The sequence below is a fragment of the Draconibacterium mangrovi genome (assembly GCF_010586825.1).
Classification (GTDB): Bacteria; Bacteroidota; Bacteroidia; order Bacteroidales; family Prolixibacteraceae; genus Draconibacterium; species Draconibacterium mangrovi.
Genome location: NZ_JAAAGB010000018.1, coordinates 20,889 through 39,495, shown reverse-complemented (window position 1 = coordinate 39,495; position 18,607 = coordinate 20,889). Strand labels below are relative to the sequence as shown.

At 40.9% G+C, this 18,607-nt stretch carries 13 protein-coding genes; all 13 read right to left on the bottom strand.

The genetic code is table 11. The features are described from left to right. Window positions 1-8 precede the first annotated feature (8 nt). A complete protein-coding gene (locus G4420_RS22750; RefSeq protein WP_163326251.1) occupies window positions 9-737 on the bottom strand; it encodes a LytR/AlgR family response regulator transcription factor in 729 nt (242 codons plus the stop codon). A 9-nt stretch (window positions 738-746) separates the two neighbouring features. Continuing rightward, window positions 747-1,796, bottom strand: a complete 1,050-nt coding sequence (locus G4420_RS22745) for a sensor histidine kinase (RefSeq protein ID WP_163326250.1) — start codon at window positions 1,794-1,796, stop codon at window positions 747-749. 832 nt (window positions 1,797-2,628) lie between these two features. Next, entirely contained in the window at window positions 2,629-3,492 is an 864-nt protein-coding gene (locus G4420_RS22740) for an alpha/beta hydrolase (RefSeq protein WP_163326249.1), read from the bottom strand. Further along, window positions 3,492-5,066, bottom strand: a complete 1,575-nt coding sequence (locus tag G4420_RS22735) for a nucleoside hydrolase-like domain-containing protein (RefSeq protein WP_163326248.1) — start codon at window positions 5,064-5,066, stop codon at window positions 3,492-3,494. The genes G4420_RS22740 and G4420_RS22735 overlap by 1 nt, the downstream gene beginning before the upstream one ends. Before the next feature lie 35 nt (window positions 5,067-5,101). Next, the gene (locus tag G4420_RS22730) at window positions 5,102-6,301 is read right to left on the bottom strand and encodes an esterase (RefSeq protein ID WP_163326247.1); all 1,200 of its coding nucleotides are present in this window, start codon (window positions 6,299-6,301) and stop codon (window positions 5,102-5,104) included. Between the two features lie 8 nt (window positions 6,302-6,309). Continuing rightward, the gene (locus tag G4420_RS22725) at window positions 6,310-7,182 is read right to left on the bottom strand and encodes an alpha/beta hydrolase (protein WP_163326246.1); all 873 of its coding nucleotides are present in this window, start codon (window positions 7,180-7,182) and stop codon (window positions 6,310-6,312) included. A 69-nt stretch (window positions 7,183-7,251) separates the two neighbouring features. Further along, window positions 7,252-8,811 carry a DUF1593 domain-containing protein gene (locus G4420_RS22720; RefSeq protein ID WP_204273796.1) on the bottom strand — a complete coding sequence of 520 codons (1,560 nt, stop codon included), beginning with the start codon at window positions 8,809-8,811 and terminating at the stop codon, window positions 7,252-7,254. A 69-nt stretch (window positions 8,812-8,880) separates the two neighbouring features. Continuing rightward, a complete protein-coding gene (locus tag G4420_RS22715) occupies window positions 8,881-10,494 on the bottom strand; it encodes a DUF1593 domain-containing protein (RefSeq protein ID WP_163326245.1) in 1,614 nt (537 codons plus the stop codon). A 7-nt stretch (window positions 10,495-10,501) separates the two neighbouring features. Further along, window positions 10,502-11,674, bottom strand: a complete 1,173-nt coding sequence (locus G4420_RS22710; protein ID WP_163326244.1) for an esterase — start codon at window positions 11,672-11,674, stop codon at window positions 10,502-10,504. Window positions 11,675-11,698: 24 nt separating this feature from the next. Further along, window positions 11,699-12,886 (bottom strand): esterase, encoded by a 1,188-nt coding sequence (locus tag G4420_RS22705; RefSeq protein ID WP_163326243.1) that lies wholly within the window; start codon window positions 12,884-12,886, stop codon window positions 11,699-11,701. Between the two features lie 164 nt (window positions 12,887-13,050). Continuing rightward, window positions 13,051-15,138 (bottom strand): glycoside hydrolase family 3 N-terminal domain-containing protein, encoded by a 2,088-nt coding sequence (locus tag G4420_RS22700; RefSeq protein ID WP_204273795.1) that lies wholly within the window; start codon window positions 15,136-15,138, stop codon window positions 13,051-13,053. Window positions 15,139-15,376: 238 nt separating this feature from the next. Continuing rightward, window positions 15,377-16,951 (bottom strand): nucleoside hydrolase-like domain-containing protein, encoded by a 1,575-nt coding sequence (locus tag G4420_RS22695; RefSeq protein WP_163326241.1) that lies wholly within the window; start codon window positions 16,949-16,951, stop codon window positions 15,377-15,379. Between the two features lie 68 nt (window positions 16,952-17,019). Then, on the bottom strand, window positions 17,020-18,561 hold the full coding sequence (locus tag G4420_RS22690) for a hypothetical protein (RefSeq protein ID WP_163326240.1): 1,542 nt from the start codon (window positions 18,559-18,561) through the stop codon (window positions 17,020-17,022). Between the last annotated feature and the right edge of the window lie 46 nt (window positions 18,562-18,607).

Genomic DNA, 18,607 nt, shown 5'->3' with positions numbered 1-18,607 from the left:
TGCTTTAATTATTTTTTGTTAAAAAATGCTTTGTAATTAAGCTGTTCAAGTACTCGTTTCCTATAAGTTCTTCCAATGGGTAATTCCTTTTTTCCGATAAAGACACTCACCGGGCCAATACTTGTTATAAGCTTAAGAGATACGATATAAGAACGATGTATCCTTATAAATCCGTTTTCTGACAAAAATTTTTCCACTGAAGAAACGGTGCATCTGCTGGTAATTTCTCTGTCTTTGAGGTAAAAGGTAAGGTTATCCCCCATGCTTTCCGCATATACTATTTCGGCGACAGGAATTTTGTGAATAAAACTTCTTTCCTGTAGGTAAAGAAAGTTTTCGTTTATTTCAGGATTAGGCGAAGTACTATTTTGTTGTTTATGAAACGCAAAATATTTCTCAACTGCTTGTGCCAAACGACTAAATGAGATTGGTTTTAACAGGTAATCAATTGCATTCAAATCGTAACCTTCAAGCGCGTATTGGCGGTATGCCGTAGTAAAAATAACAGCCGGGGGATTTTTTAGTGATCTTAATAATTCTGTTCCTTTCATCTCGGGCATATGGATATCCAGAAACATCAGATCAATATTATGTGTGTTCAGAAAATCGATGGCTTCAACAGCATCCTCAACAGCTCCCGCAATTTCAATAGCACCAAACTTACTCAAATGCATTTTCAACAAATTGATGGCCAGAGGTTCGTCGTCTACAATTAAACATTGTACTTTTGTTTCCATAGCGAAATATTACTCCAAGTATATTTTTAATAGCACCTCAAATAATTTATCATCTGATTTAAATTCAAGCTCATGTTTATCCGGATAAATCAAGTCGAGTCTTCTCTTTACATTACTTAATCCAATGCCTTGATTTTCATCCTCTTCCTGATCCTTAATTTTTGGAATTGAATTAACTGCTTTTAAGGTTAGAAACTCCGGCTTAATAGATATTTCAATATTAACATGCGGATTTATACGATCCTTACTTGCTCCATGTTTAAAACAATTTTCTATAAATGGCAGCAAAATTAGTGGTGCAATTTCATGCTTATCTGCATCTCCGGTTACATTATATACTAACTTGAGTCTCTTGCTATATCTCATTTTTTCAAGCTCAATATACCCTTCAACAATTTCTAATTCATTTACCAGTGGCACAAATTCAACATTGCTTTTATAAATCATATAATCAAGCAACTCTGATAATTTCAATACAACATCCTGGGCTTTTTCAGATTGCATCAAGATTAGTGTATACAAATTATTCAAGGTGTTAAACAGAAAATGCGGATGTATCTGCGCTTTCAGGAAGTTAAGCTCAGCTGCGATTTTTTCCTCAGCCATTTTTTTATTCTTCTGCTCTTCAAGATACCATCTTTTAAAAATGTAAATGGCAGAAGCTATGCCAGGCAAAACATAATCAGAAGCCGCTTTAGTTAGGATCCGGGTAAGATCAAAAAATTCAGTTCCTTTAAAACCTCGAGGATTTGGAAAGGGGTTTATGTAGTATATAGAAGCACGAACGATAATTCCATACAAAACAAAGTGAATAAGAACTAAAAAACCAAATACAAAATACTCCTTCCTTTTAATAGCTATCGGTAGCACTAAATAAATGAAAGTATATGTACCTATCATTTTGGCCGGTAATTGAATGATATTAACAATAAACTCCTCATAGTATTCTCCTCTGATACTAGCATAGATAAGCCAAAATACCACCAAAACAACAATCCAAAACAGGACATGCCACAAAAAACGATACCTAAAAAATATTGGAGTTTGATTCTTAGTCATTCTAATACATTATTTTTTAAACTTAATTTTTATGTCGCAAAGTCGCAAATTCCAAAGATGAATTCCCGATAAAGCACGATGTTTGTACATCAACGTACTATGAACGTATTTGAGAATAATTCTCTCAATTGCAAAAAGGGAAACCACAAATTAGTCTAATGTCAAACGTCGCAATTATAAATACCTTCATCTCAGAAATTTGATTCTGAGGCGAGTATTAATTAGTTTTGACGACATAGCATTAAATAACAAATTATCGGGTTTTGATTCGGCTCACCAAAGCCAATACGGATGGTATCAAAATATTACAATTTAGTTTAGTTTGTTAACGATAGAATTTCTATAACAAACTTCGACTCCCTGGAGAGACCAGGGAGTTTTTTAATAAAAATGCTTTTTGGTTGATCAATTATAAAATTTAAGTCAGATTCATATTTATAACTTACTATGAATAAGCACCTTGACATCAACTTAGCTTTAATGTGTATATTCCCAATATTCACTGGGCAAGGTATTTAGCATCGTTAACATAAAGAACTTGACCATTCACAAAGTCACTTGCTTTGGAAGCAAGAAATAAGGAACAAGAGAATTATAAGCATGGTAATTCATAACATCTTTCAGATAAGCCTACCATATCTGAACGATTTCGATTTATACGAATCTTGATAATCGCATTCTCCATTCACTTTTTGAAAAGTATTTTACACCCAGTATTTTAAAAAAACGATCCGGAACAAAGCCCGGATCGAATAAACTAACTAAGTAACTAAACTATCTATATGTAACTAAATTATCATATCCGTAAACTAACTATCTAAATACATAAACATCAATTCTCTTGAAAGCAGCTACTTATATATGGCAAAACAATATATAATGCGGAGTGCCAGTATTCCCAAATATGGGCACCATTACGCACCCGCAACTCATAAGGAATTTGTTTCTCGTTTAATGCCAACACAAACTCTATATTAGGCACAAACGTGAAATCATCATCGCCGCAATCAATAAACCAGTTTACCGTTTTTAATGACTCTACCTTTTCAGCATTGGCATTTTTAATAAGTTTCACACAGTTATTGTCCTCAACGAGTTGCTGCATTTTGTCGAGTGTTGGATTACTCTCTCCTACAAAAGAAGATAAATCCTGACGGTATAAATAGCCGCTCATTTCGAATGCTACATTAAAAAGCTCTGGATGACTGTAAGCGTAAACAACTGTTCCTCCGCCTCCCATTGAAAGGCCTGCAATAGCGCGGTGCTTTTTATCGCCAATAACCCGGTAATTCGATTCGATATACGGAATCATTTCTTCGAAGAAATAATCCTGGTACCGCCACTCCGGACTATTGAAATAATTCATAAATGTTTTATTGGCCTCCGGACATACGATGATCATCTCACAAGCCTCTTTCGAATCAATTAACTGGCTGGCCACCTGTACCAGATTTCCTTCTTCGGGCCATTCTTTATGACTGGCACCCCCACCATGCAACAAATATAGGATGGGATAACTTTTGTCCGTATTCTCTGCATAGCCTTTCGGAAGGAATATCGAATATTCACGATCTTCATTCAGAATTTTACTGGGCATTGTTTTGTATTCAATCTTCCCACCAATAAAAAACTGGGCCGATACTATCCCGCTGCACATAAATAGCAGCAGGATAGTGATGTAGAAATATTTTTGCATTACGATACTGTTATTACATATTGAGCAAAACGCGTCATCGGACGAGTGGCGTCATCTTTCACTTCGAGATTAACAATAAATTTGTCGCCCACTTTCGCGTCGGCAGGGATGGTAAATTCAGTGTTCCAGCCAGTCTCAGAAGAAACAGCCAGACCTTCTGCTTTACCTTCTTTGTAGGTGCATGAGAAAGCAGGAACCCACCATTTTCCCACTAACTTGTCTCCATCAGGATCTTTCGCGTTACCGGAAAGCGAAACCTTCTGACCCGGCTTGGCAACGAAATCTAATTGGTCGGCTTTAACTATCGGAGCATGGTTACAGTCCTGAGGTGCGCAGATCGCCCAATCGGCACGTGCTGCCAATTCTTCCCACATTACAATGGTATAATGGTTGCTTTTTTTTGCGCCTTCTGGAGTCGGTCCGAAGAAGAATCGATTACTTCTATTGGCAACATCCGGGCGCAATCCAATGTTAATGAAAGAGGCGCAACCGAATTGACAGATACTCCAGTCGAATGGTTTGAAATCCGCACGCTTAGATCCAGTACCAACCGGCCCCCATCCGAGTTCGCCTGATTTCTCCCAATCCATATAGGTTATAAGGCCATAGTTGAATATAATCGGTTCACCATAAATGGCACGGCCTTCGCCCATCAGCCAAATCTCCTCAGTAAGTTTTCCGTGTCCCTCCTTATAGGCCTCCAAAATAAAGTCAGCGTGAAGATAGGGCTGAAGTTCGTCGTCGGCACGTCTCTCAGAGTTGTAGCTCGCTGCAAAGAAAGAACCGTAACTGAAGAAGCCTCCACCATAGCCACCATCCTGTAAGTCAGGGAACATTTCGTCAATTTTACTGTCGGCACGGCAATTGTCTTCGCCACTACCACCGATACGAACTTTCGAGGTAACTTTTGCAAGAACCTGCTCCCACTCCGGTGTGCTGTGATACTTCTCATAGATCGAGTACAGTGCACGAACCGTAGTGTTGATTCCGCCCCAGTGCTGTATGTACAACGGACGCATATCATCATCCATAATACAGTCCATAATAAAATTAGAGCCTTCGGTTTCGAAGCGATAATCGCCTTCGAATTCGATATTACCCACCTTGGTGATACTCTTCATGTATTCAGGTGTCGGATAATTAGGATTATTCTTGCTCATCAATTGATAATCGGCCTCGTAATAATCCAAAATGCGGCCCAGCCACGTAGGGTCTACCGGACGATACTCAGTAAGATCGGCTGCTGTTTCCACGCGATGTTCGCAATGCCTGGCGTTACACCTAAAATTAGGGGTAATCTCGCCGAGCGTATGCATGCCTGCATCACCCTGGAAATGATACATACCTGCCGTCCAAACGATACCGGCAAGGTCATACTGGTCGGCGTATATCAGGCTTAAAAGAACGCCATTCATGTCATCCGCCTCCAGGTCGGTGGTAATAAGGATCCTTGCCTGCTTACTTTTATCAACTTTAACAGCTAGTTCTTTCTGTGCAAATGATTTCGGACCACTCAAAACGATCAAAATCGATGCAAAAACGATTGTACAAAATGTACGAAATTTATTCTTCATAGTTTTAAATTATTGGCTTAGTTGTAATCTGATTACTAATTTTTAAATAAAAGCGGAGCAAAATCACCCAGGTAAATACGCCAGTTTTTCCAGATATGTCCCCCCCCCGTTTCAACGTAGGTATACTCCATTTCGGTTTTATCCAATAACGCTCTGAACTCCTTATTTTGTTTGTACAGAAAATCGTCTACACCAATACCTACCCAATATAATTGCAGGCCGTTTTCCTTTTGTTTCGTTAAGGAAGCATCAAAATTGGCAAAAACCCCTTTGCCATCATTTAGTATCACGTTGTGTCCCGATGAAAATACACCAACATAGTCAAAGGTATTTTTATGAATGGCCGAGATATGAATGGCATGAAATCCTCCCATGGATAAACCAGCTATTGCACGGTGAGCCTTATCGGGAACAGCCCTGTAATTGTTTTCGACAAAATCAATTATTTCATCAAAATTGCCCTCAAAAGTGCCATCACTTGCCGGATAATCAGTTGAATGTTTTGGTTTAACAAAACCAATACTGCTTTCACCCGGAGAGGCTTCCATATCGATATGTCCGTTAGGCATAACAACCATCATTGGTTTCGCTTTTCCCTGGGCAATCAGGTTGTCAATAATCTGAGCAGTCCTTCCAAAATTTACCCACTCATCTTCATCGCCACCATATCCATGTAAAAGATAGAGAACCGGATATTTTTCTTTACTCTTTTTATAGCCCGGAGGCGTATAAATATTTACACGGCGATCCTTTCCCATGCCTTTGGATTCGTACCAATCGTGAGATATTGAACCGTGTGGTATATCATTAACTTTATATAAATCTGCTTGCCCGTTTCCAACAACAAAAACATTGGTAAATGTTGCAAAATCGCGAAATACAAATGGATTATTAGGATCGGTAGTCGCTACTCCATCAACAAGAAATAAATAGCTGTATAACTCTGATGCAAGAGGCTCAGTAGTTAACGTCCAAGTTCCATCCTGATCTTTCGTCATCGGAGCAAGCCCTGTACCTACCATTCCACCAATCGGGTTATCTTCCACTTTTGAAACAAAATCGCCGGCCACACTCACTTCTTTCGCATTAGGTGCAATAAATCTGAACGTGACAGTATTATCTTGATTCACTATCGCTGACTCTATATCCTGCCCACCAAACAGGTTTTGTTGAGCAATGGTGTCTATAGCTAACGTTGCTAAAAACAGGACGAATAAAAATGTTAGTTTTTTCATTAATCAGCTTATTTACATTGTTCAGAAAAATGGCGGGTAAACCAAACAAGGGCATATCCCAGGCTGTCGTACCAGTAATAGGAAGCGTGTGCCCCGTTGCGGGAACGAAATTCGCAGGTAAGTTCTGCCTTTTTCATTGATTGATAGCACGCTACATTGGCATCAAAAAGAAAATCGTCATCACCACAATCCAAAACAAAATCCACAGTTTTTATTTCCTCAATTTGAGCTTCTGTCAGGTCATCAATATTAAATTGTATGCTAAATGGTGTTTTACTCTGTTCACTGACATTCAGACTTGAAGGAACTGCTCCGCTTATAGCATATACGCTGCTGAACATTTCAGGATGAGTCATTCCATACATAAATGAACCTCCGCCACCCATCGAAAGTCCCCCAATTGCACGGTGTCCTTTATCGGCAATAACACGGTAATGCGACTCAACGAAAGGTATTAACTCATTGAAAAAATAATCTTCGTATTTCCAATTTTCACGATTGAAATAGCCCATTGTGCCCTCTGTTGCGTTAGGACATACAATTATCATTTCACAAGCCATCCCGTCAGCGGTTGACTTTGTAATAACTTCATTGATCATAGAGGTAGGAATATTTGCCCACTCCCAATCGTTTTCGTTGGCACCGTGGAGCATATAAGCCACCGGATATTTACGGTCCGTGTCGGTTTTGTAACTTTTGGGAAGGTACACTGTGAAATTTTTATCGGACTGAAGAATTTCGCTGTGGAAATATAAATGCTCTACGGGCATCGGAAATACTCTTGCCTGGTGTTTTGCCGGGTCTTGTTCAAATACTTGTTGCGCATTCATGTTTAGCGAAAACGCTAGTATGGCTAAAATAGAAATAATCGTTTTTTTCATTGGTTTATTATTATTTGTTTTTCATTGGTAACTCATGAAACTAGCCCGATAATTCGGGACTTGTTTTATTTAGTTTATTGTTAAAATGATTCTATGGTAACTTGTCATTGGAACTTCTTGATTGTCGGTAGCGGTAAGAATTAAATGAATAGTACCTCCGCTATTCGCATCAGATGGAATAGTTACAGATGTAGTTGCTTCTGTTACATTGGCAAAAGAAACATCGCCTTTGTAGCTTCCCACCTTAAATTGCATCCAGTTTGTGGAAACATAGTCGTTATCCGGATCTGAAACATTGGCATTAAGCTTTATCGTACTTCCTGCAGCTGCCGTCATTTCCAGAGGCGCTTCAATAACGGGCTCGTGGTTTGCATTTTCATACTCCGTTGTAACCGACCAGTTTAAACGTGCTGCGAAATTATTTTGTATCGCAGGCAAGAAATCAGGAAGGACTTCATCTTTTACTCTGCTCATTGCATACGGAGCGGTAAATCCGGCAGCTTTCTCTTCTTCAGTTAGCTCTTTTCTACGTCCAGCCCATCCTCCATACTCTTGCCCTTCGTAGGCTCGTAATCCGTTACCGATCAGGTTCAGGAACATGGGTGTGTCGCCTTCGCTAATAAAATTACCTTCCGGCTGAGGTGGTGTCCAAACCCAGTACCCCTTCTCGCGAAGTTCGTCGGCAGTATACCCTTTTTCGCCAAAGTAATCCGTAAAATCGCCGGGCGCCATTTGCCGGCCATCGCCCCACACCCGGTAATGCTCACCAAAAACACCCTTGCTTTTGATATTTTCCAAAGTCCATGCTGACGAAAAATAGATGGTATCTTTAGTCCCGCCAACTGCACGTTTAGCGCCGTAACCCAAACTTGTAACACCGGCGTTAAGCATGATTGACTCCACCTGTGGCCAGTTGGGCTGCACATATTCCTGATAGGACAAATCCTGCTGACCGGACAGGCAGAACTTTGCCTTTGCCGATACTTTTTCCTTAATACTCTCCCACTCGGGAGACTCTTTATATTCATCCTCTATAGATTTGAGCGCCCTTGATGCAGTACTAGGTCCACCCCATACCTGTATAAAAACAGGTCTTGGATCATCATCAAGAAGAATTTCCTTTATCCTGTCGGAGCCTGGTGTATCATAAGAGATATCACCTTCAAACTCCACATTGCCCAAATATATCTTCGACTTTAATTCCTCAGGCGTAGGATAATTCGGATTATGAACTTTCAAGTTCTGATAAACAGACTCGTAAGCTTCTACCAGATCATCAATAAACCGCTCACCTTCAGCCCATCTCCACGAAGTTTGTGGCCCAAGATCACGTCCGTTAGAGGAATATTCTCTCTCCGGAATATACTGCGTAGTTCCCTGACCGTCACCTTTCCAGTGAAACCGGCTACTTGCATAGATCAATCCTTCAACGTCAAAGTCGGTACTAAAAAGTAAGAAGCGAATCAATGAATTGTTATCATCCAACTCCGGATCGCAGGTAACCACCACACGCGGCTTTTGAACCTCTTCTTTTTCTTTTAATGAATTTTGGCTTGTACAATTAGTTAAAGAAAATACAGCTACCAAACCAATAGTCAGTACTTTCAAATTTGTCAGAATGCCTTTCATAATCAACTTTTTATTTTTCAATTATCTACCAAGTAGTAGCAGATAAAACTTATTAATCCTGTAATCAGATTACAAAACTGTAATCACCGTTCTCAGGTATTTTGTCAATACAGGACTACCATGGTCAATAGCTTGAAGCACAAAATGGATCGTTTCACCCGATTTGGCATTTCCAGGAACCGTAAACGTAGTCTGGGCAGTAGCCGGACTATCTACAGCAAGTGCATCGCTTTCGTAAGTACCTACAGGGAAGTACCACCATTTTATATCCATTTGGTCACCATCCGGATCGACAGCAGTTGCATTGATTTCAATTTTTTCACCCGGCTTGGCACTAATGTTCAAAGGACCAGTTAGATCAGGGTAATGGTTTGCATCTTCGTAATTTGGTGTTACCGACCACTTCATGCGGGCTGCTTCTGCAAGATTTCTTTCCGGAAACATATTCGGAAACGAATGATCTTCTTCAGCGTTACCTGGTCCCGCCATACCAAACATGGCAAATAGATCAAAACTTTCACCGGTTTTCGCGGCTCCTACCACTCTGTCATGCAACATCATAATATCCATAGCCATATAATCGGGATGTCCTGACCTTGGTGCACCCGAGTTTGGATCCCAACGTCCGGCCCAGCCACCCCATCGGGGATCTTGCCAGGCGCGAAGTCCGTTGCCAATAAGGTTGTAAAAGCAACCACTGTCGCCATCTCCATAAAGCGTTCCGACAGGCGAAGGAGAATTCCACATGATATAGCCCTGATTTGCCAATTCTAAAATAGATTCTCCTTTATAAGGTCCAATAACATCCATCACATCGCCGGAAACCATTTGTTTGCCGTCGCCCCAGCACCTAACTAACGAACCAATTGGTCCAATTCGCATATTTTCAGCTGTCCAGTCGGGAGAAGTAAGGTAATCGTAAGAACTGTTATCGTACCTGCCCATACTTCCACGTAAATTTTGTACATACGCATCAGGCCAGTTTACAGCGATGTATTTGTTGTATGCATTGTCCTGATCGCCTGAAAGGCAAAGAACAATTTTATCGCAAACTTTTTTGTAAACAGCATCCCAATCAGGAGTGCTTTTGTAATCATCTTCTATCGACCGAAGTGCTGCTGCAATGGTTGAAGAACCTCCCCAGGCTTGCAAAAATAGTGGTCCGGGCTTTTCGTCGAGAATATTTGTTTTAATAAGGATTGAACCTTCTGTATCTTCAGAATAGTCTCCCTCGAAAGCACAGTTTCCCCAAACTGTAACTGATTTAAGATACTCAGGAGTAGGAAATTCAGGATCATGCACTTTTAGATTTGCATAAGATTCTTCATAGGCATCCAAAATATCATCAATAAATCGTTCATCCGGCGCCCACCTCCACGAGGTTTGAGGCCCAAGTCCAAGTTGGTCATATTCACTTCCTTCAATAAACTGAGTAGTTCCTTTTCCATCGCCTTTCCAGTGAAAACGGCTGCTGGTATACACCAAACCATCAATTTGGTAATCGGTGGCATGAAGCAGAAAACGTATCATCGAGTTATTGTCATCCAACTCAGGATCGCATGTAACGATAGTGCGAGGTTTGGCCGGTTTCTCAACCGGTTTTTGTTTTGAACAATTTGTGAAAGCAGATACAATTGCCAAAACAATAATCCAGACTTTCATAGTTAGAATAGTATTTTTCATAGTTTACCTATTTAAATAATAATGGAGTAAAATCAGATAGATACATTCTCCAGCATTTCCAAACGTGTCCGTAGTCGGTTTCAACGTAAGTATATTTGAGTCCTAATTCGTCCATTTTAGCCCTGAACTCTTTGTTTCTGGGTAAAATAAAGTCTTCACGTCCGATACCGATCCAGTATAATTTCACACCATTATCAAATTGCTTTTTAAGGCTGGCATCAAATTTTTCGTCGCCACCACCTGCCGATGAAAATACTCCAACATAATCGAAGGTGTTTTCATACGTTCTTGAGATATTTATGGCATGACCACCGCCCATCGAAAGGCCTGCGATGGCACGGTGAGCTTTATCCGGAACAACACGGTAGTTACTCTCAACAAATGCAATTACATCTTTAAAATTGTCTACAAAAGCATTTGGAACATCTGCCCTGTCTTTTTCTCTTCCAGGTTTATAAAAACCCATGCTGCTTTCGCCTGGTGCAGCTTCCATTGCAGTATGGCCGTTTGTCATTGCAACAATCATTGGTTCGGCTTTCCCCTGAGCAATCAGATTATCCAATATTTGTGTAGCCCTTCCGAAATTTACCCACTCATCTTCATCACCTCCAAATCCGTGCAAAAGATAAAGTACCGGATATTTCGCATTGCTGTTTTCATAACCTGCAGGAGTATAGATATTGATCCGACGATCAGATCCCAGTCCTTTTGAATCATACCAACGATGTGTTAAAGAACCATGGGGGACATCCTGTACTTTGTATACATCTGCTAAGCCATTACCAACCAAAAAAATGTTACTTACGGTAGCATAGTCTCTGAAAACATATGGATTATTTGGGTCGATGGTTGCAACGCCATCAACATCGAACAAATACATGTACAATTCTGAACTAAGTGGTTTGGTTGTCAAGGTCCATATTCCGTCTTTGCCTTTTGTCATTGGCAACAAGCCTGTACCAACAACTCCGCCAACCGGATTTTCTTCAGCTTTTTCGGCAAAATCGCCGGCAACCGATACACTTTTTGCATTTGGTGCAAGAAATCTAAAAGTAACTGTATTGTCTGCATTGACTACTGCAGATTCGATGTCCTGTCCACCAAACAGGTTTTGTTGCGCTCTTGTTTGAACGGACATCACGGTCAGAAATAACCATGTGAGAAATAATAACTTTTTCATTTTTATAGTTTATAGATTGATTAATTATTTGAAAAGTTTAGGTGCAAAATCCTTGAGATCTTTCCGCCATACATTCCAGGAATGACCTCCAGACATTTCGCTAAATTCGTATTTGACATTGTTCTTTTTGAAAACCTCTAACATTGCCAATCCATTTTTATAGGCAATATCTTCCGGCCCACCCTGGGTAAAACGTAGATATTTAACAGTCTTGTTAAATTTTGGAGCAATTTCGGCCAGCCTTTTATCTCCGTTTTCATACATTTCTTTATCGCTAATAAACCAACCTGAACTCATAACATTTATGTAGGCAAACCAATCTGGATGAGCCATAAATGTGTTAGTAACGTGAAGTCCGCCCATAGACAAACCGGCCAACGCACGGTGATCGGCATCCTTAATAACTCTGTAATTCTTTTCGATAAAAGGAATAATATCGTTTGCAAGACTTTCTTCATACTTCCCTGAATTCATCGAATTAAAATCCATGGCATTGGTTGTTTGTGTATCAGCAGAATACGAACGTTCGTTTGGAGCTGCCGGATGCCCGATAGAACCATTTGGCATTACAACGATCATTGGTTCTGCTTTTCCCTGGGCAATTAGATTATCGAGAATATAGTTTGCACGCCCACGGCTTGTCCAGGCTTCTTCGTCGCCACCACCACCATGCAGCAAATAAAGTACAGGGTATGATTTTGAAGATTCTTCATATCCCGGTGGTGTGTAAACAATCATTCGGCGCGCTATTCCAAATACAGGAGATGGATACCAAACAGATGTTACATTACCGTGTGATACATCCTGGGAATCAAAAAGGTCTGTTAATTCTCCTGGTATCATTAAACGACTTTCGATGTTCGAACCGTCCCTTACTACCACATTATTACTGGGATCCAAAGTTTTAACTCCATCAACATTATAGGTATATACATACATGTCAGATTCCAGTGGCCCGATCTTAATTTCGTAAATACCCTCACTATTTTTGGTCATATCCAACTGAGCATAACCTGCATTCATTGTACCACCAAGCTTAACAGACATGGCTTCGGGAGCACGAAGTCTGAAAATTACGGTATTGTCTGCCTGAACGTCAGGGGACATAACCGGATTAGGTCGTTGTGGCTGTGCAATTGCACTGTACTGTAGAGATATTATTAGTAATGCAATATAGATTGCAGTGGATTTTATTGTATTGTATTTTTTCATATCTGTTTAAGTTGTTTGCGTGTATCGAAAATTTATGATATTACCAGAAGATCAGTATGTAGTTCTGTGATCTCCGTTCTGAATTCATTTGGTTTAAACATGAAAACAGGTCGTGATAATTGAAAAGTTATTGGTTTATATTGTTTTTCATTTGATAAAACGGGTTAGTTTATTTCATTCGGAGATATGCGAAAGCCGATCGGTTTTGATGCCCCAAGTTCCAGGCTTCGATCTGAAGGAACACTTCCTCCTATATAAATACTGAACTCACCTTCAGGAATAAATCTTAGTCCTTCCTCATCTACCAATTCAAATTTTTCTTTGTCAAGTATGAATTTCACCTCTTTTGATTCGCCGGAGTGTAAGGAAATCCTTTGAAAATCTTTGAGTGAATAAAAAGGGTGCCCTTTACCTGCCATTGGTGACGCGATATATACTTGTGCTATTTCTTCTGTATTGTATTTCCCTTCATTTGAAACTTTTACATTTAGTTCAATCATGTTACCCGATGTTTCGAGCCCCGTCGCTTCATATTTCACGGACGAATAACTCAAACCAAAACCAAATGGGATTAAAGGATCTTTAGTCATATAGCGATACGTACGCCCTTCCATTGCATAATTTTCGTATGCGGGTAAATCATCAATGGTCTTTGGTACGGTGAAAGGCATTCTGCCCGAAGGAGAAACATCTCCAAAAATTATATCTGCCAGAGCAGTTCCTCCTTGTTCGCCGGGATAAAAGGCATAAATCACTGCATCGGCTAATTCCATTACTTCGGGTATTATAACCGGGAAACCTCCTGTAATTACAACTATTAAAGGGTTATTTCCTTTTGAACGAATTGTCTTTAAAAATTCAATTTGAGCCTGGGGCAAACGGGCATTTACAAGGTCGCCTTTTTCCGGTGATGCAATTGCTCCTCCTTCCTCTCCTTCCATAATTCCGGTGAATCCCATTACAGCAATACATGCTTCGGCATTGGCAGCTTTATCGGTTGTCCAATCGATAGGATTGGCATTGTTTTGATACGGCATTTGACCCAGGTTATAATTAACACTCGTTCCAACACTTACCTTCTTTACAATACCATCAAGAAAATTAACCGTATTCCCTGATAAACCGTAATAATTTCCAAGCAGTGCTTCTGCGTTTGCCGCCTGAGGTCCGGTAACAAAAAGGGTTCTCAAATCCTTTTTCAACGGGAGAACATTGTTTTTGTTTTTAACCAGAACCATGGAGTTTTGAGCAGCCTTCAGGGCCAGATTCACGTGTTCTTCACTGCCCACTACTTCAGGGCCAATTTTTGAAAAGGGATTATTTTCTTCAGGATCGAAAAATCCAAGTCGGAACCTTGTTTTGTAAAGTTGAGCTACAGCTTTATCAATGTCATTTTCAGTAAGCAAGCCATTTTTCACAGCATCATTCAAACTTTCAAAAGAGCTTCCACAATTCAGATTCATACCTGCCTTAATTGCCATTGCAGAAGCCTCTTCCGCTGTTTGTGCTAATCCATGTCCTTCATAAATATCTTTTATTGCACCACAGTCGGAAACAAAATATCCATCGAAACCCCATTTATTACGTAAAATTTCAGTCATTAAATAAGGGCTGGCACAGCATGCTTCGCCATTTGTACGATTGTATGCTCCCATCACTCCTTCAACATTTGCTTCGGTAACCAGTGCTTCGAAAGCCGGCATGTAAGTTTCCCACAAATCCTTCATCGAAACCTCGGCATTAAACTCATGGCGAACAGCTTCCGGGCCGGAGTGAACCACGTAATGTTTGGCACAAGCAGCAGCTTTTAGATATTTTGGATCGTTTCCCTGCAAGCCATTCACAAAAGCAACGCCAATTCTGGAAGTTAAATAAGGATCCTCTCCGTAGGTTTCCTGTCCACGCCCCCAGCGGGGATCGCGAAAGATGTTTACATTGGGCGACCAATAGGTTATTCCGGCAAAACGCGAACGATTATTGTTTTTGATAGCCAGGTTAAATTTTGCCCGTCCTTCGTCTCCAATAGCTGACGCAATTTGCTTTATAAGCTCAACGTCGAAGGTTGAAGCCAAACCAATGGCCTGTGGAAAAACAGTTGAACGTCCTGTTCTGGCGACACCGTGCAAACATTCGTTCCACCACCCGTACCTTGGTACATCAAGCCTTGATATCTCCTGACTTTCATCCAGTAATTGCGTAATTTTCTCTTCAAGTGTCATGGAATTCACCAAAGCCTCAATCCGTTCCTCCATTGGCAATGAGTAATCATACCATAAAAAATCGCTGTTGTTTTGAGCTTTAATCAAAAGCGAATTAGTGCTAAGTATCAAGCTTACTATTAAAACCGTTAAGGATCTGATTTCAAATATTCTCATTTCAAAATTCAATTACTGTACTAACCCACCACTTCTATTTAAAGAAATATTACAGGCATATCACAAGTGGCTGGAAACTAAACCTAAGCGATCCAGCCACTTGTTATGTTATTTATTAGGAAACTGTTATTACATATTGTGCAAAACGGGTCATCGGTCGGGTAGCGTTATCTCGTACTTCGAGGTTGACCACGAACTTGTCGCCAACTTTCGCATCGGCGGGAATTGTGAATTCAGTGCTCCAGCCGGTCTCAGAAGAAACGGCGAGACCTTCCGCCTTGCCATCCTTATAGGTACAGGAGAAATCAGGAACCCACCATTTTTCGACAAGCCTGTCTCCGTCAGGATCTATCGCCTTGCCGGAAAGTGAAACAGTCTGCCCCGGAGTAGCGACGAAATCCAATTTTTCGGCCGTCACAATTGGGGCATGGTTACAGTCCTCTGGTTTGTTGATTGCCCAGTCAGCACGCGCTGCCAGTTCCTCCCACATTACGATGGTGTAACGATTGCTCTCTTTCGCCTCCTCATGGGTCGGTCCGAAGAAGCCTCGTGTGATTCTGTTGGTGACATCCGAACGCAACCCGATGTTGATGAAAGAGGCGCATCCGAATTGACAAACGCTCCAGTCGAATGGTTTAAAGTCAGCACGCGCAAAACCTGGTCTTGACGTTGACCAGCCAAGTTCGCCTGCCTTTGCCCAATCCATATAGGTTATTAGACCATAGTTGTAAATAATCGGTTCGCCAAAGATAGCACGGCCTTCTCCCATCAGCCAAATCTCTTCAGCGAGTTTACCGTGTCCATTCTTGTAAGCATCCAGTATGAAATCAGCGTGGAGATAAGGCTGAAGTTCGTCTGGAGCGCGCATCTCGGAGTTGTAGCTCGCTCCAAAGAAGGAAGGGTAGCTGAAGAAGCCCCCCATTGAATAGCCACCATCCTGCAAGCCTGGAAACATATCGTCAATCTTACTATCAGCGCGGCAATTGTCTTCGCCGCTACCGCCGATACGAACCTTAGAGGTAACTTTTGCAAGAACCTGCTCCCACTCCGATGTGCCGTGATATTTCTCATAAATAGTGTACAGGGCACGAACTGTAGTGTTAATACCACCCCAATGCTGAATGTACAACGGACGCATATCTTCGTCCATTATGCAATCAACGATAAAGTTGGAGCCTTCGGTTTCGAAGCGATAATCGCCTTCGAATTCGATATTGCCAACCTTGGTAATGCTCCTGAGATATTCGGGTGTCGGGTAATTCGGATTGTTTTTGCTCATCAATTGATAATCGGCCTCGTAATAATCCATCATACGGTCAAGCCAGGTTGGATCAGCCGGACGATACTCTGTAAGATCGGCTGCCGTCTGCACACGATGTTCGCAATCTTGGGCGACACATCTGTAATTTGGCGTGATCTCGCCAAGCGTATGGAGGCCGTGGTCACCACTGAAATGCCACATGCCTGCCGTCCAGACGATACCTGCAATGTCATATTGGTCGGCGTACATCAGGCTCAAAATAACGCCGTTCATGTCATCCACTTCCAGGTCAGTGGTAATCAGGATTCTTGCTTGTTGGCTTTTGTCAACTTTGACAGCCAAGTCTTCCAATCCAAACGATTTTTGCCCGCAGGAAACGAACAAAAGTGCTGCTAAGACAGATGTTAAAAATGCGAAATATTTCTTCATTTTATTAATTTCTTAGATTATAAATTTTATTTTGTTGAATTTCATTTAGAACTGTTTCAATGTGTTTCTTAATTTCTAAAAGTCAGAAACATAATACTATACGAGGGTATAGAAACAGTTCCTGCACTAACTTTTTCTCCTTTTATATCAGGCAGTTTTTCATTAGCAGTAAGTTTTAGTACTTTTCCATTAAGTTTTACGGTTTTCGTAAGAAGTTCATCTGCAGTAAGTAGATATTGTTCTGCATCTTTCGGTATTTCAATAGCTGACTCATTACCATTTGGATTAATAACCAAGGCAGTAATACCATCTTCAGAACCTTTCAGGTCATGAACAAAAACATCGACAGCCTGGCTTGAAATACCTGATTCATAAACTTTTGTTCCCATGAATTTACTCCAGAGCAAAGCAGCCCAATAATTTGGCCTCGGTTCGTGCGAATCCTGATCAAGTAAAGCATACTCACTGGCGCATATCGTATTATGCATTACTACCTGAACATCATTTTTAGCCAACCTTCCCAATTGCTCCAGATAACGAAAACAATCATTGTAGGCAGAAGCCCAGGGGTTGCCTCCGCAAGCTGCTTCTGCGGTCTCGGTCAACCATATAGGAGCTTCAGGATTGTACTCGTCACGTAAAGCCTTGTAATAATCCAATTCCTTTTCGGTTTTGCTGAACCATTCATTCGTCAGTTCATCTTCAGCAGTAAGTTTTCCGCCACATCTTTTTGACACACCTCCATAAAAATGGTAAGAAAAGATTTCAAATTCAGGCTTGGGCTCGCTTGTGTACATTGCCCGGGTTGATATAACCTTACCAATGGCACCCGCAGCAATATTCATTTCGGTAGTATCAATTAATAAGCCACCTTCTCCTACTGATCCTGGTCCTACTAATTTCATTTCAGGCATTGCCGATGACATAAAATCTTTAAACGAAGCGTAATCCCTGTCGAACCATGCTGCATCATACCCGGCCGGTCCTCCACCTAACCCGGTAAATGTGGGTTCGTTAAACATTTCTGCTGCAGCTATCTCTCCACCAACTGATTTTGTGTAGTTCACCAATGGTTCGATCTGTGCGGTTGTCCAGTTCCCTTTACTGTCGCGCATACCGTTACTGACGGCAAAAGAAGTTACTAATTCGGAATTGGTGGCCTTGCAAAAATCAATCACACCTTTCCATTCTTTTCGGGTAAGGACATTTTCATAACCATCAGGGGCAGAGGTCAATTTCGGATTATCATTATCCTGAAAGTAGGTCGTGTTTGCCCAGGTGCCACTTACTCTGATGTACATAGGTCCCAGGGCTGTAGTGAGTGTTCTGAGTTTTCTCTCGTACAGATTAACCGGAGGAATTGTTCGCTTTAAGGCTTCAAAGTCTCCTTTTTTGCTTGAAACCAGTAGATCATAAGGTATCCAAAAATCACCCCCAACGACCTCACACATTTCAATGTTGAACGATTGATATTTTTCATCAATCTGACCAACAAGTTTTAAATCAGACAGATTTAATTTGGTATTTCCTTCTTTACTTTTCTGACCAGTAGCACGAGCCAAACCAAAGAATAAAGCTACCATTGTGACTGTTATTAAGATATTTTTCATTTTTTAATTATTCTGTTTCATAATCTTAAGACAACAGTGAAAATTT

What these genes read in the sequence shown, in the direction of transcription:
- G4420_RS22750 (WP_163326251.1), bottom strand. Translation starts at nt 737, where the DNA reads ATGGAAACAAAAGTACAATGTTTAATTGTAGACGACGAACCTCTGGCC.
- G4420_RS22745 (WP_163326250.1), bottom strand. Translation starts at nt 1,796, where the DNA reads ATGACTAAGAATCAAACTCCAATATTTTTTAGGTATCGTTTTTTGTGG.
- G4420_RS22740 (WP_163326249.1), bottom strand. Translation starts at nt 3,492, where the DNA reads ATGCAAAAATATTTCTACATCACTATCCTGCTGCTATTTATGTGCAGC.
- G4420_RS22735 (WP_163326248.1), bottom strand. Translation starts at nt 5,066, where the DNA reads ATGAAGAATAAATTTCGTACATTTTGTACAATCGTTTTTGCATCGATT.
- G4420_RS22730 (WP_163326247.1), bottom strand. Translation starts at nt 6,301, where the DNA reads ATGAAAAAACTAACATTTTTATTCGTCCTGTTTTTAGCAACGTTAGCT.
- G4420_RS22725 (WP_163326246.1), bottom strand. Translation starts at nt 7,182, where the DNA reads ATGAAAAAAACGATTATTTCTATTTTAGCCATACTAGCGTTTTCGCTA.
- G4420_RS22720 (WP_204273796.1), bottom strand. Translation starts at nt 8,811, where the DNA reads ATGAAAGGCATTCTGACAAATTTGAAAGTACTGACTATTGGTTTGGTA.
- G4420_RS22715 (WP_163326245.1), bottom strand. Translation starts at nt 10,494, where the DNA reads ATGAAAAATACTATTCTAACTATGAAAGTCTGGATTATTGTTTTGGCA.
- G4420_RS22710 (WP_163326244.1), bottom strand. Translation starts at nt 11,674, where the DNA reads ATGAAAAAGTTATTATTTCTCACATGGTTATTTCTGACCGTGATGTCC.
- G4420_RS22705 (WP_163326243.1), bottom strand. Translation starts at nt 12,886, where the DNA reads ATGAAAAAATACAATACAATAAAATCCACTGCAATCTATATTGCATTA.
- G4420_RS22700 (WP_204273795.1), bottom strand. Translation starts at nt 15,138, where the DNA reads ATGGAGGAACGGATTGAGGCTTTGGTGAATTCCATGACACTTGAAGAG.
- G4420_RS22695 (WP_163326241.1), bottom strand. Translation starts at nt 16,951, where the DNA reads ATGAAGAAATATTTCGCATTTTTAACATCTGTCTTAGCAGCACTTTTG.
- G4420_RS22690 (WP_163326240.1), bottom strand. Translation starts at nt 18,561, where the DNA reads ATGAAAAATATCTTAATAACAGTCACAATGGTAGCTTTATTCTTTGGT.